We start from the raw sequence: 22,305 nt of genomic DNA, 5'->3' as shown, positions 1-22,305 counted from the left end.
ACTCAATTACCCGGTAGATTCACCGTGGTCAGTACCGCTCGGTGGTCGCTGAGACCGGCATTAGCCGTGATGTTCGAAGTGACGTCCAAACCGCGTACCAATACGTGGTCAAGGCGCATCATCGCAAACGGCGTTTGAGGCCAGGTAAATCCAAAGAGCCCGTTGTCTTGGTTGGGCTCGTCCAGAACATCCGAGATCTTTTGGAATGCTCGGTCGGTACTCGTTGCATTAAAGTCACCCAGGGCAATGATGTTCTGGTGCGAATCTGCGCTCACCGTCATGGCCAACTGGCTCAGCATTTCATCACGATCCACGTGATCATTCGGGCGGGCCGAGGCAGCATGCACAACATAGATCTGGATATTTCCTGCACCGGTCTGGACCTGGGCCGACAACGCGCGCTTCCAACCCAAACCGAGATCCAACGCACGAGAGTTCACCAAGGGGTATTTGCTCCATACCCCGACGGTGCCAACAACAAAATGATGCGGATACTGAGCCTCGAGGGCAGAGGTGACTCGCTGGGCACTGTTCTCATCTAGCTCCTGAAGAGCAATGATGTCGCTACTTCCCGACGCCAAATCGAGTGCCGACTCCGTAGCCGTGCCGGTGCCAGCCTTGATGTTTTGGCTACCGAGGGTCAAGGTGCTGGATGCTGCCGCGGGCGCCGTCCACGACAGCGGAATAATGCCGGGACCGAAGGTGAACAGCCACGTTAATACGGGGATCAGGAACACCACCAATGAGGTGCGGCTGCGCGAAATGATAGCGAAGAGACCCACGACGAGAACGGCTAGTCCCAGCCATGGGGCGAAATTATCCAGCAGCAGACCCAGTCCAAACAGATCGGGTACGCGCTGGTGAAAGGCGATGAGCAGGGCGCTGGACAGCGCCCCAAGAATCACCAGAAAACGCAGGAAACGGTGGGAGCGCGTCCGACGATGTCGCGATCGGGTCGCAACGCGTGGAAGGGCAGAGTTAGAAGACATCGTTACCAACAATCCCACACTGAGCTGGCCCGCGCATGGGGCCCGCCTGATGCCGACCCCGGAGTTTCGTGTGTAAACCCAGAAAATATGACATGTGGCGTGCCCCGGTGTGAGCTTGAGAGCCTATCGACTCCCAGGGCCTTAGGTGCCATTGTGAGAAGAGGGAATTCTTTTGCCCGTGGCACTTGAAAGCGCTGTAGCGCATGGTGCGGTGGGCTCTTCGGTGACAGGACAGAAATGATGAGTGCTCGGGACGCGAATAACTCAGAAACCACCAACACCCTCGGGACGGTGGTGATCGGTGGAGGACTCAGTGCAGCACACTGTGTCCATGCCCTGCGCGAGGGTGGCTACACCCTCCCGATCACGCTCATCGCCTCCGAGAACGAGGTGCCCTATGAACGTCCCCCACTCTCCAAGGAATTCCTCCAGGGTAAAAAATCCGAGTCGGAGCTGGCACCCTTTCCGGCCAGTTGGTACGCCGAAGCGGACATCGACCTGCGGCTCTCGGTGAAGGCCGAAAGCATTGATGTCTCCGGCCAGAACGTTATCCTCTCTGATTCCTCCACCGTGGGGTATCAACACCTCGTCCTAGCCACCGGTTGTCGTTCGCGCTTGGGTGGGCCGGAATCCAAGATGCCCGGCTGGGACCTTCCCGGAGTCTTGACGTTGCGCTCACTGGAGGACTCCAAGAACATGAGGGAACGTCTGCTTGCAGGCAAACATTTGGTCATCGTCGGATCGGGGTGGATCGGCATGGAAGTTGCTGCCTCCGCCCGGAGCGCGGGGATGGAGGTCACCGTGCTGACTCCCGGTCAGATTCCGCTTGCCACGGCCATGGGTTTCGAATTCGGATCCCATGTGGCGCAGCTTCATACAAGCCAGGGTGTGAAATTTCAGTTTGGGACTGCCGTCAGGGGCATGAGCATAGAGGCACGGGGCGGTCTCGTGGTGGAGACAGCCACCGGCGGAGTTCAGGCGGACCTGGTCCTGCTGGCCATCGGAGCGGTGCCCAACACCGAGCTAGCGGAGGCCGCGGGGATAGCGGTTGGAACCGGGGTGCTGGTTGATCCGCAGCTGCGCAGCAGCGACAAGAACGTCCTCGCCATCGGAGACGTGGCGGACGCCTACAACACTCGGCTGGGCCGCAGCCTGCGGGTGGAACACTGGGACAACGCGATCCGTCAGGGAAAGCTGGCTGCGGCAACGATTTTGGGTCGGTCCGAATCGTATGACTGGCTACCGTATTTCTTCACCGATCAATTCGATTTAGGCATGGAATACGTGGGGGACAGGGCCACCGACGACGAAGCTGTTATTCGTGGAGACATGCGCAAGGGCGAATTCATCATCTTCTGGCTGCGCTCGGGAGTCATCACTGCGGGCATGAACGTGAATATGTGGGACGTCAACGATCATTTGCGTGACATGATCGGCACAGAGGTGGCGGTGGAGAAGCTCAAGGACTCCACCAACGATCTCTTCGCGCTCTAGCCCAGCATCCGGCTTGCAGGGTGTTAGTCTCTGGTCACGAACGCCAGTGGTCATGCTCACTTCTGGTGCGCCGTACTTCTTCACCCACGTAGGGTTAAGACTGGTGGGGAGACCGGCTTCATGAACCTCACCGTTGACTTCCCACTGAACCATCGAAAAGGCACCCGTGAAATCCGACGCCAAAGTCCCGGAAAAAACCAGCTCAAACCACAGTACTCATCTTTCCGGCACGCCACTGCTACTGGCCGTCGTGGCCTTGGCCATGGGCGGATTCGGTATCGGAACCACGGAATTCACCATCATGGGCTTGCTCCAGGAGGGTGCCACCGATCTTGGTGTCAGCAATGCACAAATGGGCCTGCTGATCTCCTCCTACGCCATCGGCGTGGTGGTCGGCGCACCGGTGCTCACCGCCTTGGGCGCCCGAGTGGCTCGCAAAACCATGGTGCTGTGGCTCATGGCCTTCTTCACGCTGGCCAACCTCGGCTCACTCTTTGCCGCTAACTATGAGTGGATGATCGTCTCGAGGTTCCTGGCCGGCCTGCCGCACGGTGCCTACTTCGGCATCGCTGCGATTCTGGCTGGCACCTTGGTGCCGGCGTCCATGCGTGGTCGGGCCATCGCCTGGGTCATGATGGGGTTGGCCGTGGCCAATGTGATTGGTGTACCGGTGGTGACATTCATCGGGCAAAGCTATGGCTGGCGCTGGATGTTTGCCATCGTCGGACTCGTGGGTGCACTGACATTTGTTGCCATCAGATTCTTCGTCCCCTACGCCCCGGCGCAAGAAGGTGCCAGCATCCGCAGGGAGCTTTCGGCGCTCAAGAGTGGACAGGTCTGGATGGCCATGCTGACCGGAATTGTCGGTTTCGGTGGGTTCTTCGCGGTCTACTCCTACATCAGCCCCATCCTCACCGACGTCACCGGGTTGCCCATTGGCGCCGTTCCGCTGGTGTTAGGACTTTACGGAATCGGCATGGTCATTGGTTCGGTAATTGGTGGGCGATTGGCCGACTGGTCGGTGCTTGGCGCCATTTACCTCTCCACCGCGGCGATGGTGGTCTTCATGTCGATCTTTGGTCTGGTGGCCACGCAACTGATCCCCACCCTGATCCTAATCTTCATTCTGGGTGGCACCGGATCACTGCTAGTTCCTGCATTGCAGGCCCTGCTGATGGATTCGGCACCCCGCGCGCAATCTCTAGCCGCGTCACTGAACCACTCGGCGCTGAACGTAGCTAACGCCTTGGGCGCGGCTCTCGGAGCCGCCGTCATTACCGCCGGCTTCGGCTACCGCGCACCGGCATTCCTGGGTGCTGGCTTAGCTCTGGTCGGGTTGCTGTTGGCATTGGTCACCGGGCTTCGTGCCAAGCGCATTGCCGCGGCAGAAACTCGATAGCCACCAACACCCTCGCGGCAACGGACTATTTCTGGCTGGCCCCATGATTGAAGGTCTTCATGGACCCGAAGATCTGCTTGAGTAGCAGCTGCATGGTGCCCGTTACGTCGACGGTGCGGTCAACGAGCCATTGCTGCTGCAGGCCGTCCGCCGTGGCTAGCGAAATTCGGGTCATGGCGAGGAAGTATTCAAGCTCTTCGGCCGAAGGCTGAGGCCGGTCGTCCCTGTAGTAGGAACTTTTGGCCAACTCGAGGAGGCGGGCATAGCGCTCCTGGAAGTAGGCCGCGGCAGGATGATTCGGGTCGGTCGCCGCTGCGGACATGGTCACGTAGAGAGCAACCAAACCGGGAGCTGCGGTGTCCTGAGTCAACACCTCAATGAAACGCTGAGTCTGTTCTTCGACGGTCCCGGTAATTTCATTGCGTTCGTCCCGCTTACGCAAGATCTGGACCAACAGATCTTCCTTCGAGTCGAAGTAGTGCATCACTCCGGCAAGGGAAAGATCGCAAAGACTCGCCACCTTACGAAGAGACGTCCCTCGGTATCCCTCAACTGCGAATACCTCCAACGCCACATCAAGTATCTCGGCACGCTTTGCGATGCCCTTTGCATATGAACCACGATTTGCCATGGTGCTAAGAATAGCCAGATTTCGGGGCAATGATTACATACCGGGCCGAAGCAGGTATTAGTTTTCCGCCGAAGTTCCTCCAGACGCCGGTGCCGTCCCCGGAACTCGTTGCGCACTACCGCGAAAACCCATTGGTTCAGGTGAGGCGCTGATTTCTGGGAAGAATGTCCGGTCTTGACTGCCGTGTTTATCGGCACCGCAACTTCTCTGGAAAACCAGCAAAAAACCAGAATAAACATCGGGTGACCGACGTCACAATCTCGCGTGTATGGTCGAATTTGGCCCGGAATTTCAGGGTTTTCACTGCCGTCATCGAGCGAATCGGAAACTGAGGTGATCGCGGCGTGGCGGTCGATTGGCATTTGGGGGCTGTTGTGCTGTAGATTATTATCTCGGTTCGGCAGCCCTTCGGGAAAGCTTGAAACTAAACCTTTCGGGGTATGGCGCAGTTGGTAGCGCGTCTGCATGGCATGCAGAAGGTCAGGGGTTCGAATCCCCTTACCTCCACCGAAACAAAAGGTCCCAAACACTTGTTTGGGACCTTTTGTGTTGAACCGGGATTCTCAGCTTGCTATGGATCGATATCCGGAATATCCAATCATGGCTCGCAACCACGTAACTAAAGGATCTAGCCCAATTCTCTGAGCGCTTGGTGTTCCGATTGCGAAGACGGGGACTTCGCCTCGCATCCGCCCGGGCAGCAGACGCAGTACCCGGGCAGGGTCGCGCGACCCCGTCACTAGCAGGGCGACCGGTCGGTATCCGAAGACCGCTTTAACGAGGGCCAACCCGTGCAGGCGTGAAAAATGCAGAGGGCCCGCCAAGACGATGGCGTCGAAGAAAATAAGTTCGTGCGCCGAAGCGCTAGCCACCTCAAAAAGTTCGCTACGTAGTTCGAAGGGACGGAGCTTCGCGGAGAGCGCGGTAGCCTGCTTCTCGGCCTGCTCATCACGTTGGTAATAGACAATGGCGACGCGATCCATGTGAATCCCTCATCCCTACGAAAAATGCATACCGACGGTAAAAAGCTCGGTTCATTTCACTCCACGCTAGGCCCGATTCCCGGGAATTGGCTGTGAGCCAGAGCCTGGCTGTGACAGGCAATACGTTATCTTTGCCCCCCGATTTCACGGTGGGGCCAACGATTGGGATAAGACTTGGCACGCCGATTGCCTAGGCATAAACCGAAGAAGATACTGGCCCCAAGGATCTTCATGGGGAAGTACAACAGGGGTGAATTCGATGTTGGGGCATTGGGGAAAAAATAGCATTATTCCGAGTGCTGTCGGAGTGCTCGGAGCCGTGGCCTTGGTCATTTCATGCGTGCCTTCGATGGCACCGGGACCACAAGGTTCGGCACGTGCCGATACCGCGGTAGTGCAGCAGATTCAGAGAGCTGCGACGGCTCTTCCGGCATCGCTGACCACTACGGCAAACCTGAATATGAGATCCGGTCCGAGTACCGCGTATCGGATTTTGCTAACCATTCCGTCGGGGACAACGGTGAAGGTCTTGGATCGCGCGTCCACGGGCTGGTACAAAGTTAGCTATGGGGGACTTAGCGGCTGGATCAGCAATGCCTACGTGAAGGTTTCCACATTGCCGGCCTCGGTTCGAACCACCGCGAGCCTGAACATGCGCAGCGGTCCAAGCACCGCGTATCGAATTCTCGCGACCATCCCGCTCGGGACCACCGTGAAGGTTCTGGATCGTGCGTCAACGGGTTGGTACAAGGTCAGCTACGCCGGAATCACCGGCTGGATCAGCAACCTCTACGTCACCACATCCACCGCACCCAGTGCGCCGCAATCCACGGGCCCAAACCGCACCTCACGGGTGGTGCTGACATTCGATGATTGCCCCAGGACGCTGAGCGCCTTCAATGCAGCCACGACCTACGCTGCCGATCACAACATGGGTCTGGTCCTGGCACCGACCGGTGATTGCATCTCGTCGTTCAAGTCGCGCTATGGCGTGGACATCGCGGCATTGGCCCGGGCTAAGGGGCAATGGGTGATTAACCATTCGGTCAGCCATCCCGATTTGCGGCCGCTGAGCTGTGCAGCTGCCGCAGCAGAGTTGGGCGGCACCGGGGTGCACACCAACTTTGGCCGCCCGCCATTTGGTGCCATTGATACCAGTGTCCGCTGCGCCTACGACCGAGTGGGCATGGCAATTTGGACCTGGTCGCGCGATACCGAGGACTGGAGCACGAAGTCAAAGTCCATCACGGTGGCCAGGGCTTCGGCCGCCCAACCACGCGACACAGTCTTGATGCACATGCAGTGGTATGGCTTCGCGCCGGACTCACTGCGGCAGATCAAGGCGAACCTTGCCGCACGCGGTGTCCAGGTGTGTCGTGCCTACCGCGGTACGGACGGTGCCGGCGCCGTGGTCAGAACCCCGCAGCTGCTGCCTTCCTCTCTTCCCTGCTAGTGCGGAACCGGAGTCAGACGGTGCCTTAGGACAGGCGCCGGGCTCCGGCTCCCGGGACAACCGAGAAGATATCGGGTCTTAGGTAGCCGGCGGCGGCAAAGGCTTCGCGTACAGCTACCGATACCTCCTCGGTGCGGGAGTCCTCGAGCAGCGCGATCGCCGAACCGCCAAAACCGCCGCCGGTCATGCGGGCGCCAATGGCGCCGGCGGCCATGGATGTGGTCACTGCCAGATCCAGCTCATCACAGGAAATTCCGAAGTCATCACGCATGGAGGCGTGGCTGGCCACCAGCAGGTCTCCGATCGCCGCTGGCCCGTGCGTGCGGAGCAATGCCACGGTATCCAACACGCGCTGGTTCTCGGTGACGATGTGCTTGACCCTGCGGTAGATGTCGGGTGCCAACGCTCGCTGAGCTTCCTCCAACCTGTGCGTGCCCACGTCGCGCAGGGCAATTACACCCAATTCTCGGGCTCCTTGGGTGCAGGCGCGAACCAATTCCTTGTAGCCTCCGGAGTCATGAGAGTGGCTGACCTTGGTATCGATGACCAGCACCGTTAGGCCGTTGGCGGCCAGCGGCAACTGAATCTGCTCCGTTTCCTTGGTACGGCAATCAAGGAACAGGGCATGCTCGGCGGTGCTGAGTAAGGAGGCCGACTGATCAAGGATGCCGGTTGGCGCCCCCACAAAATCGTTTTCGGCGCGTTGGCAGATCAAGACCAGTTCATCGCGTTCCAGACCCAGCTCGAGCAGCTCGTTAAGCCCCAGCGCCACGGCACATTCGATGGCGGCCGAGGAGGAGAGTCCTGCCCCGATGGGAACATTTGAATCCAAGAGAATGTCGGCGCCCGGCAGGCGGTGGCCGCGGAGCTCAAGTGCCCAGAAAACCCCTGCCACATAGCGAGCCCACGGCTCCACCGATGCGGGGCTCAGACCGTGGAGCTCAACCTCGATCACGGGACCACCGTGGGTGGACGCGATACGCAGACGCCGCTCGGCCTCACCATCGTGGATCTTCACACCGATCAGCGCGAGCCTGTCGATCGCAAATGGGAGCACATAGCCCTCGTTGTAATCGGTGTGCTCACCGATGAGGTTCACCCGTCCCGGGGCGGCAAAGCAGGCATCGGGCGTTTGGCCGAAGTACGTGGCAAAGCTCTCGGCCAGGGTATTCATGCTGTGGTCCTTCATTTGGTGAGTACTTCTGGTGCAAGGGTGGCCATGGCGGTACGCAGTGCCGCGGCAGTGGATTCGGGCGTGACGTCCCCGATGAAGGCTCCCATGGCGGCCTCCGAACCAGCGAGGTACTTAAGTTTGTTTTCGGCGCGACGGGGCGAGGTTAATTGTAGGTGGAGCCATGCCTCGCTGCGGTGCTGGTGCCGAGTCGGTGCCTGGAACCAGCCGGCGATGTAGGGAGTCGGTGTGGGATACAGTGCATCAACCGTGGATAACAAGCGGTGGTACATCCGTGCCAGTTCATCACGCTCTTCACCGTTCAGTTCCGAAAGGTCGGCAACCTGGCGGTGCGGCACGAGGTGAACCTCAATGGGCATGTGAGCGGCGAAGGGGACAAAAGTGGTGAAGTGGGCGCCGCGTTCGAGCACTCGTTTGCCGTCCGCGACCTCAAAATCCAGAATGTCGGCCATGAGCTGGCGCCCGGTTCTCGCACGGTGAGCGGCGGCGCGCTCCAACTGATTTTCTGTGCGCGGGGTTGTATAGGGGTAGGCATAGATCTGCCCATGTGGGTGATGCAAGGTCACACCAATTTCGGCTCCACGGTTCTCAAAGGCAAAGACCTGTTCGATTCCCTCCAGCTGACTCAGTTCGTGTGTGCGGTGGGCCCAAGCTTCGATGACCGTGCGGATGCGCCGCACGCCGAGGGAGGCCAGAGAATCGGTATGCGAGGGGCCGAAAGCGATGACCTCACAGCGCCCGTCGGCCGGTCGCACTGCTCCAAGGACCGCTGGAACATCGGAGACATGCTGTTCGGGGCCGAAGGATGGGAAGCGGTTTTCGAAGACCGCCACGTCATAGGTGTTGGCCGGAATTTCGCTGGCCATCTGAGTACGGGTGGGGCACAGCGGACATTCGCTGGCGTCCGGAAGGTGGGTTCGTGACTGGCGGTGCGCGGCGAAGGAAACCCATTCCCCGCTCAATGCGTCATAACGCAGTTCAGAGGTGGGCGGGCGCAGCGGAAGCTCACGGTCATCCGATGGCGCCATGAAACCTGCGGGGCCTTCGGAGTTGTCAAAGAAGTAGAGAAGTTCTCTTCCATCGCCGAGGCTGGCGCGTACCGGCGGCGTTGCTGTCGAGTTCTTATCCACGGTTTCTCCTTGATATGAGATAAATCAAACAAATTCGATCATATTCTATCGGAAAGTAACGCGTGGAGATAGGTGTGGGGAGACCCGATCGACCGTAATCGGCAGCGAACAAGGGTGAGATTCGCGGAGTTCCGGGTCGCTGGAGACCCGAAAGTTCACGCAATATCGTCCATTTTCGAACACGTTATGACACGATATGTTCGTTTCTCGCTACCATGGAGGCTGAACCAAACATCGATCACCCAGTGAACGGAAGACCATGACCGAGATGCTTGCCAGTGCCAGGCAACAACGCATTCTAGATGCGCTGCGGGAACGCGAACAGGTTCGCGTCACCTCCATGGCCACGGAACTCGGCGTCTCGGAGATGACGGTGCGCCGAGATCTAAACGTCTTGGCCGCTCGCGGCGCGTTGGTCAAGGTTCATGGCGGCGCCACTTTGGACGCGGCACCGACAAGCAATGAACCCGGTTTTACGCACAAACTCGCGTTGCGTGCGGCGGAAAAGCGGGCCATTGCACAGGCCGCTGTTGAATGGGTAAAGCCAGGTATGTCGATCGCGCTGAACTCGGGGACGACCACCTACGCCCTGGCAGCACTGTGTGCCGGCATCAACGATCTGACGGTCATCACCAATTCCCCCCGTATTGCCGAGGTCTTCTACGCTGCCTCGACACCGGGGCAAAACATCATTCTGACCGGCGGGATCCGCACGGTGTCTGATGCCTTGGTGGGACCGCTGGCGCTCTCCGCGTTGTCGCAACTACACGTCGATCTTTTGTTCTTGGGAGTGCACGGGATGACCGCCGAGGATGGCTACACCACCCCCAACATGCTGGAGGCGCAGACCAATCAGGCATTTATCCGCTCCGCTGCGCGCCAGGTGGTCCTGGCCGACCACACCAAATGGGGAGTGACTGGCTTGTGCCAGATTGTTCCGTTGGCAGGCATCGACGCTGTGGTGACCGGTGCGCAACTGGACCCGGATGCCCAAGAGATCTTGCGCGAGCTCATTGACTCACTAATCCTGGCCTAAGCCCGGAGCGGAGGCGAGCGCCGCAACGCACGAGTGCTTGACGTTGGGGCCGCTACCCTCCACCAGTTACCCGCTAGAACAGTGTTGCCTCCGGAGCGGGCAAAATCCCCTCGAGGCGCAGGAGAAACTCCTTGTTTTTCAGCCCGCCGGCATAACCCGTCAACGAACCGTCGGCGCCGATGACCCGGTGACAAGGGACCACGATGGAAATGGGATTACGGCCATTGGCCGTCCCCACCGCACGGGTTAACTTTTCATCCCCGAGGGCCAGCGCGAGTTCGCCATAGGTTGCCGATTGTCCATAGGGGATGGTCGCCAGCTGTGCCCAGACCCGTTCCTGAAATTCGGTTCCCACCGCGTCGGTGGCCACAGTAAATGTTTGTCGTTCAGACGCAAAATACTCGGCCAGTTCGCTGGCGCATTGGGTGATCAACGGGTCATCGGCCGGTGAGCCCAGAAGCTCGCCAAGAACTTCCGGCGCGGGCGGGTGGGAGTGGTTGTCCATGAAGATGCCGCTGATCCCACGCGCCGATGCCACCAGACGCAGCGCGCCCAGCGGGGAGTCGATGATCGCGTGGCGCAGTGTGCGATCGTTAACCAAAGATCGCACCGAGGGCAGGATCAAAGTCGGGGTGTTCGAAGATGAAACCGGCATCTGCCAGCACCGCGGAACTTACGTGCCGAGATGTGGTTCCCAGTGCCGGGTCGGTGCGAAGCACCACGGCACCGGCAGTCACCAGCGGTGCCGGGGTAGGTAGCGAGAAACGCCGCAGGGGACCGAACGCCACCTGCGACCGCACCGCCGCCATCATGTCTGCATTGCGGACCGGGTGCGGAGCAGCCAGGTGCAGCACCCCGTCGGGAATGCTCAGTGATTCCTCCAGGCCCAAGCATCCACGCACGATGCGCAACCAATCGGCGAGATGGATCCAGCTGACCCACGCGGTTCCACCCGCGACAGGACCTCCCAGTCCGACGCTGGCCAACAAGGACAGCCTGTTCAGCAATGGGCTCTCCTGCTCAAAGACCAGCGAGGTGCGCAGGATGTGCAGATGCGCCGCTCGCACGCCGCTCACCGCCGCTTCCCACGCCGTGGCCACGCCCGTCATTTGGGCCAGGGCCTTGGTCCCGGTGGGGAGTGGGGAGTGCTCGGAGAGCCGTGCGTCCCCGGTATCGGAGAAGATGGCGGTGGTACTTGACTGCAGGAAGGCAACCAGCGGTTCCGGCGCCGCCGCTGCGGCATCCACCAGGGCGAGGGTGGAATTGACCCTCGAATCGCGCAGCAGCGCGATGTTGGTAGGTGTGGGTGGGAGGTCCACCAATTCCCCGGCAAGATTCAGCACCGCGGTGTTGAACCCCGCGCGGTACAAGGAGTTTGACCATGGACCCTGGAACTGCCCATCCCAGAGCACCTGCTGGTAGGGACTCGATGCACGGATCGTGCGGGTCAGGATGATGACCTCATGGCCGCGGCAGTGCAGGTCCGCCGCCGCGCGACTGCCCAAAAAGCCGTGGCCTCCGGCGATGACGATGCGCAATTTCTCGCTGATCTCGCCACCGGCCAGGGTGTAGAGCCTGGCGCAATTCTGCGCGAAATCATTGGCCAGCGGTGCAGCAGCGGTCCGGGCAAAAACGGCCGACGCGGCTCCCGCCACGGAGACCCGCTGGGTCAACTCGGTACCGCCGCTGACCTCGCGCAGGCTCCAGTCCACCAAAAGGTGTCCAGCCGGCTGCTTTTGACGCCAGCTGAGCCGGGTTCCGGGATCCAGTCGGGTGATGACAGCTGGTGGAGCGGTGGCCGAATGGATCCGCCCCAGGACCTCTCCGGCCGGTACCCAATCCAACGCCGTGCCCGGGGCCACGGGAGCTTCCAGCGGCTCAAGGAGCACCACCGCGTGGTTCCATTCCGGAACTCGAGCGGGGTCACCCAGAACTTCCCAGAGCTCGGATGCGGGTAGTGCGAAAAAGTGGGTTTGCGTTCGCTGCCAGGCCATGGACCTAAGCCTACAGACTTGCCGGTGTCCCCGCAGTGACAAAGGTAGCCAGTGCCGCCAACTGGGTCTTGCGGATCTGCTCATTGAGGTACATCATGTGCCCGGCCGCGTGGTGATGGTGGGTGAAACGGGCATGGGCCGAGGGCGGAAGCTGCAGGTGCGCCCACACATATTCGGCGGCAAAGTGAGGTGTCGCCCCGTCGTGGTAACCGTAATCAACGTGGACCCGCAGTTCGGGGATGTCGATGAGCAGTCGCTGAAGATCCTCCGTCACATCGATCGGCTTGCCCTCGAAGGTATCAAAGCTCCACGGGTGAACCCGCGCGGTGAGTACCTCATAGGGCAAATCGGATTCGTAACCGAGCTCCGCGCGCACATAGTGGTTGATGGCTGCCGCATAGGGGCCGGTGATGGCGCGCATCGAGGGATCATCCCAGGTGTGCGACTGCTGCAGCCGGGGTGGGGCCGCGGTGAAGCGGCCGTCGATGCGCCCGACCATGAGCCCGGAGTCACGCAGAAGCTCGGTGGCGAACTCCATGTAGTCCCAACGCAGATTGGTGCGGCGAATGAAGGCTTCGGAAAGCGTGGTGAGTTCGGCCAGGTGTTTCACCACCGAATCGTAGCGGCGCTTGGAGATGCGGTTGCCCAGATGCAGGGCCACCACGTAGTCGCCGGCCGCGTAGTCCTCGGCGTCCCGCACAATCTCGTGAAGCGGGCGATTGCCGTGGCGCCCGTGATAGTGGGCAATCGCCGCATAGGTGGGCAGATGCAGCGGGTAGGGAGTGTCATTGCCCGGCGCAAAGTCGAGGGTGGACATGTTCAGCACCGCCGAGATGAGCCCCAAACCGTTCACCGCCATGCCGTAGGCCTCCTGCAGACGACGGGCCACTGCCACCGCGCGCATCGTTCCGTAGGACTCACCAATGAGGTACTTGGGGGAGAGCCAGCGCTGGTTACGGGTGACCCAAAGTCGGATGACCTCGGCGATCAGATCGCGGTCGGCGGTGAAGGAATGGAATTCATCGGCGCTTCCACCCTCGATGACCCGGGAGAATCCGGTATTGACCGGATCGATCATCACCACGTCGCTATGTTCCAGCAAGGATTCGGGGTTATCAACCACACCGTAGGGTGCTGGTGTCATGGCTCCCACGTCGCCCGAGTCAACGATGCGCGGTCCCAGCAAACCCATGTGGAGCCAGAGGCTGGCCGATCCGGGGCCGCCATTAAAGGCAAAAACGATGGGACGGCGGTTGGCCACCGGAGGGGAAGCTGGTTTGCGCGCCCGAGACTTGGCGCCCTGTCCGGTGGTGGGTGCTTCTTCGGTATCGGCGGTGTACGCGATGAGGAAGACCTCGGCCTTGGCTTTAAACCCGTCGGTTTTGCCTTCGGTCGTTTCCTCCGCGCGAAGCACCATGCGTCCGGTGCTACTGGTGTAGCGCAGGCCCGAAATGGTGCGATGGCTGCGAGTAACGAAGTCATCGGAGAAGACCGGATCGGAGGTGGGCGCGGAAGCGGGGGAAGCGGGGGAAGCATCAGACATGCGACGATCCTACAGCCCGAGGCTACCGTTTTGCCGTGTGGAGAGGGCCGAGGCAGCGATCCCGAAGGTCATTGGCGTGGAATCTCCGGGAGCAACCTGCCAAAGTGGTGAAAACCGTCGCCCGGTAGGCCTTTTTCGCGAATGCTGACGTGGCGCCCGATGGCAAAAGTTAAGGGATGGGCCGATCGCCAGCAAGCCCTACGTACCGGCGCATGCGTGAGGGACACGTATCGATTGATGCCCATTGCCATGAAGGTTTAGCGCCTCTTGCCGAGGCCCGGTGCCGAACTGATTTGCCTCATCCAGTCCGCGATCTGCTGCTCGTCCAGGTCAGTCAGGGATCCCAGCTCGACACCGCGGGTCGCCTTGCCCATCCCGATCGGGGTCACCGGCGGTATGGGATCCAGGAGTACCGCGCCGTTGATGAACATGAGCTTGACGTGGCCGATAAAGCCGCCGCAGCTGAAACACCATCCGTCCCCAACGCCGTAGTAGACCATTCCCCATTTGATCGACCGGTGGAGATCTGGCAGGGTTCTGGCCGCGAGGGCATCAATGGCTTCGGCGATGCCGCGTTGAGGCTCCGGCAGGCTCGCGATGTATGCGAATACGGGTTGATCACCGATGGCCGCTTTTGCTGGGCTCGCCCGGCCGGTCATGCCCGCCTTCAACGTCTCGGCGCTCGCTGCGGTAGCTTGCCCGTCACCTTTCGGTTTCCGTGGTTGGCTCGCACTGGATTCAGTCTCTGACATTCCGACTCCCTTTTAGTTGCCTCGCGAACAACGCCTGCTGCTTCGCTCGGGGTATCGAGCGTGGCCACGCGGTAACCACTCTAAGTCGACAGATATTAAGAAGAGCGGCTCCCGGAAGCAAATATTCCGGAAGCCGCTCATCCATACCGCGCTATATATCTGCTGCCAGATTAGGGCTGCGGCGTTTGGTACGGGTTTGCTGGCGGGGCCTGCGGGCCGGCCGGCCCGCCAAACGACGGTCCACCCGGGTAGCTACCGGGTGCCGGAGGAGTGTTCCCCGGTGCCGTGCCGCCGGCCATACGTACCAATTCACCGGTGTTCTGCGCGGTACGGATCGTGGCGATCAACGATTCCAGCCCCATGCGTGCCAGCGCCAGATAGATCAGCACCACCAGCGGTCCCACGACGATCAGGATAAGGAATCCGAGTGCTGGCTCGCGCGAGGCGAAGGCAGCGATCACCATGAACAGGTACATGATGCCCAGTCCGATGGTGATCAGGATGTAAACAAGCTTGACGACCTTGGGGGTAACGAAGCTGTCGAAGTTGAAATCAAAAAGTTCTTTCACGACTCGTCGGTCCCTTTCTCAAATTTTATATAAGCGATTGATGATCCTTCGCCCCAAGTCAAACACAACTGCCCCCTCACCCGAAAGGGCGAGGGGGCAGTCGCTGCAAAGTTACGGGGCTACGAAGAAGCCACGTACGGAGCGTTTTCCTCGATTTCCTTCTCCATCGCGGTAAATTCTTCCTCGATGAGTGCATTGTGCTTGTAGGTGGCGTTGGAGACCACCACGGTGACAATGAGGTTCAAGATGAAGCCTGGAACAATCTCGTACATGTTGCTGGCGAGCACGTCGATGTTGCCCCAGATGAAGACGGTCAACGCACCGGTGATCATGCCGGCGAGAGCGCCGGTCGAGGTGAGCTTGCGCCAGTAGAGGCTCAGCAACACGATTGGGCCGAATGCGGCACCGAATCCTGCCCAGGCGAAGGACACCAGTTCGAGGATGCTCGAGTTCCGGTTCAGCGCGAGAACCGCTGCAACCACGGCAACTACCAGCACGCCGGTACGTCCGAGCATGACCTCGCGCTGCGGGCTGAGCTTCTTGCCAGCGATGTTGTAGAGGTCCTCGACCAGGGCCGAGGAGCACACGATCAGCTGTGAGGACATGGTGGACATGATCGCCGCCAGCACCGCGGCGAGGACCAGACCTGCAACAAACGGGTGGAAGAAGATCTGGCTCAGCAGCAAGAAGACGGTTTCCGGGTCGGTGATTTCCTTCTCCGGAGTGCCAGCGAAGTAGGCGATGCCCACCAGAGCCGTGACGATCGCACCCAATGCCGTCAGGACCATCCAACCGACGCCGATACGCCGAGCGGTTTTGGCCTCGGAGGGGGAGCGAAGTGCCATGAAGCGCACAATGATGTGCGGCTGGCCGAAGTAACCCAGACCCCAGGCCGCGGTGGAGAAGATGGCCACGGCGGCCAGGAACCCGTTGGTGGTATTAAAGCTGGAGAAGAGGTTTAGCGCGTCGGGGTTAACCTGCTTGATCGATTCGCTAATGCCTCCAATGCTGCCCATCTGGAAGATGGCCACGATCGGCACGGCGATCAGTGCGGCAAACATCAACAGGCCCTGGGCCACGTCGGTGAGGGTGGCACCGAGGAATCCGCCGAAGAGCGTGTAGAGCAGCGTGACGCCGGCAACCACAAAGAGGCCAGTGAAGTAGTTCCAGCCGAAGGACGACTCGAAGAACTTGCCCGCTGCCACCATGCCCGAGGAAACGTAGAAGGTGAAGAAGGCCAGGATAATCACCGAGGCGGCGATGCGCAGGAAGTGGCTATTGTCCTTCAGGCGCTTCTCGAAGAAGCTCGGGATGGTGATCGCGTTCTGTGCCACGGCGGTGTAGGAACGCAGACGCGGAGCGACGAACTTCCAGTTCAGCCACGCACCGATGGTCAGGCCGATGGCGATCCAGGCCTCGATGAGGCCGTTGAGGTAGATGGCGCCGGGAAGGCCCATCAACAGCCAACCGGACATGTCCGAGGCTCCTGCGGACAGGGCGGCCACTCCTGGCTTGAGCCCCCGTCCCGCGAGCATGTAGTCGTCGATGTTGTTGGTGCGGCGGAAAGCGAAATAACCAATACCCAGCATTGCTGCCAGGTATACAGCGATGGCTATCAGCTGAAATGTTGTATCGGACATGTTGTGGTCCTCATGACGGTTGGCGAGCCGGAGAAACTTCTCCCCGAAAATGATCTGTGCTGCCGGGCGTCACGATAACGCTGCCGCTCGGCATGTGCATGTTTCTTAGCAACAGTCCTCGAGTATGTCAGGAAAATCCATGGTTATGTGGGAGTCGATTTGCCGCTGTTACCTATTTGTGATCTGAATTACACTCCCTGCGCCGTGGTGATGGCCGGCTCAAACGCCTCGGCCTGCTGGTGGATCGCGCTGCGCACGGCGAGGATCCCCGGGTGCTGGGAGGAGGAATGGCGCATGGAGGTAAAAAGCGTGCGATGTGGCGCCCCCGGCAAATCAATGATCCGCAATTCGCGGGTGCGCGCCGCCCAGGCCAAGTCCGGCAGTAGGGCGACGGCGTTGCCCGATTCCACTAGTCGAGCGTGGGCCTGCATGTCGGCGGTCTCGTAGCGGATGTCCGGTTCAAAGCCGGCGGTGCGGCAGGCCTGCTCGGCCCAGTGCCTTGATGCCGCGCCGCGCGGTTCCATGACCCAGGGCAGGGATGCGGCGGCCTCGATGGAGTTCACATGATGGAACTCCGCCGGCATCTCATCGTTGCGGGCCGGCAGCGCGAGTCGGATCGGGTCATCGGCCAGGAATTTGCGGTCCAGGGCTGCATAGTGAGGTGCGGCATGTCCCGGATATTGCTCGGCCACCACCAGATCAAAATCCCGGGCCCACGTGTCATGAAGTGCAGTTTCGGGTTCGTGCTGGACCGCCTCCACCCGCAGGTGTGGGTAGTGCTGACGCAGCTGACGCAGGACCGCCGGCAGCAGCGTGAGCACGGCCGTTTGAAATACGGCCAAGCGCACCGTGCCGGCAATGCGTGGCTGGGTCGAGGCCAGATCCGCCTCGGCGCGTTCCATCGAATCCAGCAGTTCATCGGTGTGGGCCACGAGCACCTCGGCCTGCGGGGTCAGTTGCAGGCGTCGGCCCACCTTGCGCAGCAACGTCACCCCCGTCTCTTTTTCCAGCAACGAGAGCTGTTGGGAAATCGAAGAGGGACTGTAGCTCAGCGCGTCGGAAACCTCGGCGATGGTGCCGCGGATGCTGAGCTCGCGCAGCAGTCTCAGGCGACGGATTTCCAGCATGATGTGCTCCTTGGATTGTGGTGCGCCAGCGGTGAAAAACGGTGACGTGTGCAACCTTCAGAATACATTGGTAAACCCGAAGTAAAACCTTTGGGTTTGTTCACTTTTGCCGAAGTGATGATTGGGTTCATACTGACTGTTGAACCGATCTATCCACGCGATATTTTTCTGCGCATTATGGGTAGAGGTAGCTCAACCGTCTTTGCCAAATCACTTCCTTCAAGGAGAAGCATTCGTGTCCCTAACGACTCCGCACGCGCGTGTAGTCCCGCCGGCTCTCGCCGCCGACGGCACAGCCCTGGTCCGCCCTCAGGACCTGGCCGATGAAACCATCAAGTTGGTGCGCCATTGGCTCACCGAAGGCTCAAAAGTTCCGGTTGATGCCTCCGCGGCCCAGCTGGCCGGCGTGCTGAAGGACCCCAACGGACTGGACTTCACCGTTGGTTTTGTTGACGGAGTGATTCGCCCCGAGGACCTGAGTGTTGCCGCGGCAAACCTCAAGGCCTTGGCCCCCAAGGTGCCTTCCTTCCTGCCCTGGTACATGCGCTCTGCCGTTGGACTCGGTGGCGCCATGGCCCCGATCTTCCCGAGCATCGTCGTCCCGATCGCCCGCAAGGTCCTGCGCGAAATGGTCGGTCACCTGATCATCGACGCCACCGATGCCAAGCTTGGTTCCTCGATCTCCAAGATCAAGAAGGAAGGCATTGACCTCAACGTCAACCTTCTGGGCGAAGCCATCCTGGGTGAGGGCGAAGCCGCTCGCCGCCTTGACGGAACCCACCAGCTGCTCTCCCGCGACGATGTTGACTACGTGTCCATCAAGGTTTCCTCCACCGTGGCACCGCACAACCACTGGGCCTTTGACGAGGCTGTTGAGCACATCATCGAAAAGCTCATCCCGCTGTACCGCTTGGCAGCGACCTCCAGCCCCAAGAAGAAGTTCATCAACTTGGACATGGAGGAATACAAGGACCTGGACCTGACCATCGCGGTCTTCACCAAGATCCTTGACCGCGCCGAATTCCGCGACCTCGAAGCCGGCATCGTGCTGCAGGCCTACCTGCCCGACGCACTATCGGCGATGATCCACCTGCAGGAATTCTCCGCAGCCCGCGTGGGCGCCGGCGGAGCCCCCATCAAGGTCCGCGTGGTGAAGGGTGCCAACCTGCCGATGGAGCAGGTCGAAGCCAACGTTCACGGCTGGCCGGTGGCTACCTGGAACTCCAAGCAGGACTCGGACACCTCGTACAAGTCGGTACTGGATTACGCACTGCGCCCGGGACACATTGAGAACGTGCGCATCGGCATCGCCGGGCACAACCTCTTTGACGTGGCCCTGGCCTGGTTGTTGGCCCAGGGCCGCGGCGTCACCGCCGGCATCGAATTCGAGATGCTGCTGGGCATGGCCACCGGTCAGGCCGAGGCCGTCCGCAAGGACGTTGGACGCCTGCTGCTGTACACGCCGGTCGTTCACCCGGGCGAGTTCGACGTGGCCATCGCCTACCTGATCCGCCGCCTTGAAGAAGGCGCCAGCCAGGAAAACTTCATGTCCGCGGTCTTCGAACTCGATAAGAACGAAGCACTCTTCGAGCGCGAAAAGAACCGCTTCCTGGCCTCGCTGGCCGATCTGGATGACAGCGTTCCCGCTCCGCACCGCATCCAGGATCGCAACCTTGTTGACGACGCCGCCATCGAAGCCAAGCTGGCCGGTCTGGCCGATGGCAGTCTGGACTTCGAGAACACCCCCGACACGGATCCGGATCTTCCGGGCAACCGGGCCTGGGGTCGGAAAATTGTGGACAAGATGCTCAGCTCCACGCTGGGCAACGATGCGGTGGCCAAGTCCCTGATCCACACACCAACCGAATTGAACGCAGTAGTTGATTCGGCGGTTGCCGCCTCCGACTCCTGGGTTGCCATGGGAGCAGCGGCTCGCGCCGCCATCTTGCACCGCGCCGGTGCGGCCCTTGAGGCACACCGCGCGGATCTGCTGGAGGTCATGGGCTCCGAATGTGGCAAGACGCTGGACCAGGGTGACCCCGAGGTCTCCGAGGCCATCGACTTCGCCCACTACTACGCCCAGCTCGGCCTGGAGTTGGAGCATGTTGAAGGTGCCACCTTCGTCCCCTCGAAGCTGACGGTCATCACCCCGCCGTGGAACTTCCCCGTGGCCATCCCGGCAGGTTCCACCCTCTCGGCCTTGGCCGCCGGCTCCGCGGTCATCATTAAGCCCGCACGTCAGGCCGCACGCTCCGGTGCCGTCATGGTCGAAGCACTCTGGGAAGCCGGCGTTCCGCGCGATGTATTGCAGCTGGTTCAGCTCTCCGAGCGCGATCTGGGTACCGAGCTCGTCTCGCACCCAAGCGTTGACCGTTTGATCCTCACCGGTGGCTACGAGACGGCGGAACTCTTCCGCTCCTTCCGCAAGGACCTGCCGCTCTTGGCAGAAACCAGCGGCAAGAACGCCGTGATCGTTACCCCGCACGCCGACCTTGACCTTGCGGCCAAGGACGTTGCGGCCTCCGCCTTCGGCCATGCCGGCCAGAAGTGCTCCGCCGCCTCGCTGGTGATCCTGGTGGGATCCGCCGCCGAATCCAAGCGCTTCCACAACCAATTGATCGATGCTGCTCGCTCGCTGAAGGTTGGCTACCCCAATGACCCGCAGACCCAGATGGGTCCGGTCATTGAGAAAGCCACGGGCAAGCTGCTGCGCGGTTTGACCGTATTGGGTGAGGGGGAAAACTGGGTGCTTGAACCGAAGCAGCTCGACGATTCGGGCAAGCTCTGGAGCCCGGGTGTGCGTTCGGGTGTGAAGCGTGGTTCCGAATTCCACCTCACCGAGTACTTTGGTCCGATTTTGGGCGTCATGACCGCGGCAACCCTTGAAGAGGCCGTCTCCATGGTCAACGACACCGACTTCGGGTTGACCTCCGGATTGCACTCCCTGGATTCCGGGGAAATGGATTACTGGTTGAAGAACATTCAGGCCGGTAACCTCTACATCAACCGTGGCATCACCGGCGCGATTGTGCAGCGTCAGCCCTTCGGTGGCTGGAAGAAGTCGGCCATCGGTGCCGGCACCAAGGCCGGCGGACCCAACTACCTGGTGGGCATGGGCTCCTGGGAAGACGCTCCCGTGGTGACCTCCGGTGTACTGGGAGCCGGGGCTTCTGCACTGTTCAACGCAGCCCGCTCCAGCGACATCAACGAGGCCGACCTTGCCTGGCTTGAGGCCGCCCTGGTATCGGACAACAAGGTCTGGATCAACGAGTTCAACACCGCTAAGGATGTCTCGGGTCTGCACGCGGAACGCAATGTGTTCCGCTACCGTGCGCTGCCGGTGACGGTTCGCTACGAGAACGAGACCTCGGCTCACGGCATCGCCGAGCTGATCCGCGTTATCGGAGCCGGAATCACCGCCGGATCCCGCATCACGGTCTCCTCCTCGGTTGAGGTTCCTGCAGCGATCCGCACCGTCCTGGCACAATCCTCGGTCACCGTGGTGGTTGAGGATGCCCAGGCCTTTGGAACACGTGCAGCACGTTTGGCCGCCAAGACCGGCCCGGACTCGGGTGTTCGTATCCGCCTGATCGGCGGTTCGATCATGGATGTTGCCGAGGCAACCAACGGCAAGCCCGATGTGGCGATCTACGCCAACAATGTGGTCTCCGCCGGACGCGTGGAAATGCTGACCTTCCTGCACGAGCAGGCAATCTCCATTACCGCGCACCGCTTCGGTACCCCGAATCACCTGAGCGACGCGCTTATCTAGTCCTCAGCTTTTCGCTACGAAGGTCCGCCGAATGCTCCTAGTGGAGTGTGCGGCGGACCTTCTGTGTTTATGGAGAGGGCAGGTACGAGTCCGATCCGAATGGGGATTCTGCTCGAATCGGGGGCCGCGCGCACCGCGTGCGCGCGGAAGGATTCCGCGCCCTCGATGCGCCATTCCAGCTGGCACTCGCAGTGCTGGCCGGAAGCCCCGTCACTAAAGCCACTCGAACTTCAGCGCCACCGCAGCACGGGGCCGCGAGAAAACGGCGAACCTATTACCTGAACATCTCATGTGGCTGTATGCCCTGACGAGGGAATTCACGTAGTGCGGCTATTGGTGTGGGTCACATGAAACGTTATTTGACTAGGGATTGCGCGTATGGGTGGTCCTACATCGGACGGCACAAAATCTGATACGGATGTCAAGATTTTCCGTGCCCGACCGGGACTCGATGCGAAAACCACTGCTTTTCGGTCGATCCCTTATTGTTGCCAGCGCTGCCAGGGCTGCCAGGGCTGCCAGTTGCCGTGACAAAAACCCTGCGGACAATTGATGGCAGGAGAAATCAAACGTGATTTTTGCCAGCTCAAACACGCGGAGG

The 22,305-nt window shown here is 60.7% G+C and carries 17 protein-coding genes and 1 tRNA gene; 6 read left to right on the top strand and 12 right to left on the bottom strand.

Features of this window, described 5'->3' with window-relative positions:
* Positions 1–2 precede the first annotated feature (2 nt).
* On the bottom strand, positions 3–989 hold the full coding sequence (locus tag KUF55_RS14915) for an endonuclease/exonuclease/phosphatase family protein (RefSeq protein WP_218817106.1): 987 nt from the start codon (positions 987–989) through the stop codon (positions 3–5).
* A 240-nt stretch (positions 990–1,229) separates the two neighbouring features.
* Here KUF55_RS14915 and KUF55_RS14910 point away from each other — a divergent pair, with 240 nt between their 5' ends.
* Together KUF55_RS14910 and KUF55_RS14905 are read left to right on the top strand one after the other, a co-directional pair.
* Positions 1,230–2,483, top strand: coding sequence for an NAD(P)/FAD-dependent oxidoreductase (locus KUF55_RS14910; protein WP_218817105.1), 1,254 nt, complete (start codon positions 1,230–1,232; stop codon positions 2,481–2,483).
* 262 nt (positions 2,484–2,745) lie between these two features.
* Positions 2,746–3,882 (top strand): MFS transporter, encoded by a 1,137-nt coding sequence (locus KUF55_RS14905; protein WP_218818819.1) that lies wholly within the window; start codon positions 2,746–2,748, stop codon positions 3,880–3,882.
* A 25-nt stretch (positions 3,883–3,907) separates the two neighbouring features.
* On the opposite strand, the gene KUF55_RS14900 is transcribed toward KUF55_RS14905, so the two are convergent.
* Entirely contained in the window at positions 3,908–4,513 is a 606-nt protein-coding gene (locus KUF55_RS14900; protein WP_132359538.1) for a TetR/AcrR family transcriptional regulator, read from the bottom strand.
* Between the two features lie 435 nt (positions 4,514–4,948).
* Here KUF55_RS14900 and KUF55_RS14895 point away from each other — a divergent pair.
* Positions 4,949–5,020, top strand: a tRNA-Ala gene (locus KUF55_RS14895).
* Positions 5,021–5,076: 56 nt separating this feature from the next.
* Here KUF55_RS14895 and KUF55_RS14890 read toward each other — a convergent pair.
* Positions 5,077–5,496 carry a hypothetical protein gene (locus KUF55_RS14890; RefSeq protein ID WP_218817104.1) on the bottom strand — a complete coding sequence of 140 codons (420 nt, stop codon included), beginning with the start codon at positions 5,494–5,496 and terminating at the stop codon, positions 5,077–5,079.
* 349 nt (positions 5,497–5,845) lie between these two features.
* Between KUF55_RS14890 and KUF55_RS14885 the strand changes: the two genes are divergently transcribed.
* Positions 5,846–6,949, top strand: a complete 1,104-nt coding sequence (locus tag KUF55_RS14885; RefSeq protein WP_218817103.1) for an SH3 domain-containing protein — start codon at positions 5,846–5,848, stop codon at positions 6,947–6,949.
* A 25-nt stretch (positions 6,950–6,974) separates the two neighbouring features.
* Here KUF55_RS14885 and galK read toward each other — a convergent pair whose 3' ends face one another.
* Complete coding sequence (gene galK, locus KUF55_RS14880) at positions 6,975–8,123, bottom strand: galactokinase (protein WP_255557083.1); 1,149 nt, start codon at positions 8,121–8,123, stop codon at positions 6,975–6,977.
* 11 nt (positions 8,124–8,134) lie between these two features.
* Positions 8,135–9,271, bottom strand: a complete 1,137-nt coding sequence (gene galT, locus KUF55_RS14875; protein ID WP_255557082.1) for a galactose-1-phosphate uridylyltransferase — start codon at positions 9,269–9,271, stop codon at positions 8,135–8,137.
* 340 nt (positions 9,272–9,611) lie between these two features.
* Between galT and KUF55_RS14870 the strand changes: the two genes are divergently transcribed.
* A complete protein-coding gene (locus tag KUF55_RS14870) occupies positions 9,612–10,307 on the top strand; it encodes a DeoR/GlpR family DNA-binding transcription regulator (RefSeq protein WP_370630996.1) in 696 nt (231 codons plus the stop codon).
* A gap of 73 nt (positions 10,308–10,380) precedes the next feature.
* Here the strand turns inward: KUF55_RS14870 and KUF55_RS14865 are convergent, their stop codons facing one another.
* From KUF55_RS14865 to KUF55_RS14835, 7 genes are all read right to left on the bottom strand, one after another.
* Positions 10,381–10,908 (bottom strand): methylated-DNA--[protein]-cysteine S-methyltransferase, encoded by a 528-nt coding sequence (locus KUF55_RS14865; RefSeq protein WP_255557080.1) that lies wholly within the window; start codon positions 10,906–10,908, stop codon positions 10,381–10,383.
* Complete coding sequence (locus tag KUF55_RS14860) at positions 10,901–12,301, bottom strand: SRPBCC family protein (RefSeq protein WP_218817099.1); 1,401 nt, start codon at positions 12,299–12,301, stop codon at positions 10,901–10,903. Before KUF55_RS14860 ends, KUF55_RS14865 begins: the two co-directional genes overlap by 8 nt.
* 10 nt (positions 12,302–12,311) lie before the next feature.
* Positions 12,312–13,844 carry a S10 family peptidase gene (locus KUF55_RS14855; protein WP_218817098.1) on the bottom strand — a complete coding sequence of 511 codons (1,533 nt, stop codon included), beginning with the start codon at positions 13,842–13,844 and terminating at the stop codon, positions 12,312–12,314.
* 257 nt (positions 13,845–14,101) lie between these two features.
* Entirely contained in the window at positions 14,102–14,596 is a 495-nt protein-coding gene (locus KUF55_RS14850) for a DUF1801 domain-containing protein (RefSeq protein WP_218817097.1), read from the bottom strand.
* Between the two features lie 170 nt (positions 14,597–14,766).
* On the bottom strand, positions 14,767–15,165 hold the full coding sequence (locus tag KUF55_RS14845; RefSeq protein ID WP_132359520.1) for a DUF4282 domain-containing protein: 399 nt from the start codon (positions 15,163–15,165) through the stop codon (positions 14,767–14,769).
* Between the two features lie 119 nt (positions 15,166–15,284).
* On the bottom strand, positions 15,285–16,805 hold the full coding sequence (gene putP, locus KUF55_RS14840; RefSeq protein ID WP_218817096.1) for a sodium/proline symporter PutP: 1,521 nt from the start codon (positions 16,803–16,805) through the stop codon (positions 15,285–15,287).
* A 188-nt stretch (positions 16,806–16,993) separates the two neighbouring features.
* On the bottom strand, positions 16,994–17,932 hold the full coding sequence (locus tag KUF55_RS14835; RefSeq protein WP_132359516.1) for a LysR substrate-binding domain-containing protein: 939 nt from the start codon (positions 17,930–17,932) through the stop codon (positions 16,994–16,996).
* Positions 17,933–18,167: 235 nt separating this feature from the next.
* On the opposite strand from KUF55_RS14835, the gene KUF55_RS14830 reads away from it, so the two are divergent.
* Entirely contained in the window at positions 18,168–21,704 is a 3,537-nt protein-coding gene (locus KUF55_RS14830) for a bifunctional proline dehydrogenase/L-glutamate gamma-semialdehyde dehydrogenase (protein ID WP_218817095.1), read from the top strand.
* Positions 21,705–22,305 lie beyond the last annotated feature (601 nt).

Origin of the sequence: Paeniglutamicibacter sp. Y32M11 (assembly GCF_019285735.1) — a bacterium.
Taxonomy (GTDB): Bacteria; Actinomycetota; Actinomycetes; order Actinomycetales; family Micrococcaceae; genus Paeniglutamicibacter.
This window is presented reverse-complemented; position numbering and strand designations above follow the sequence as displayed.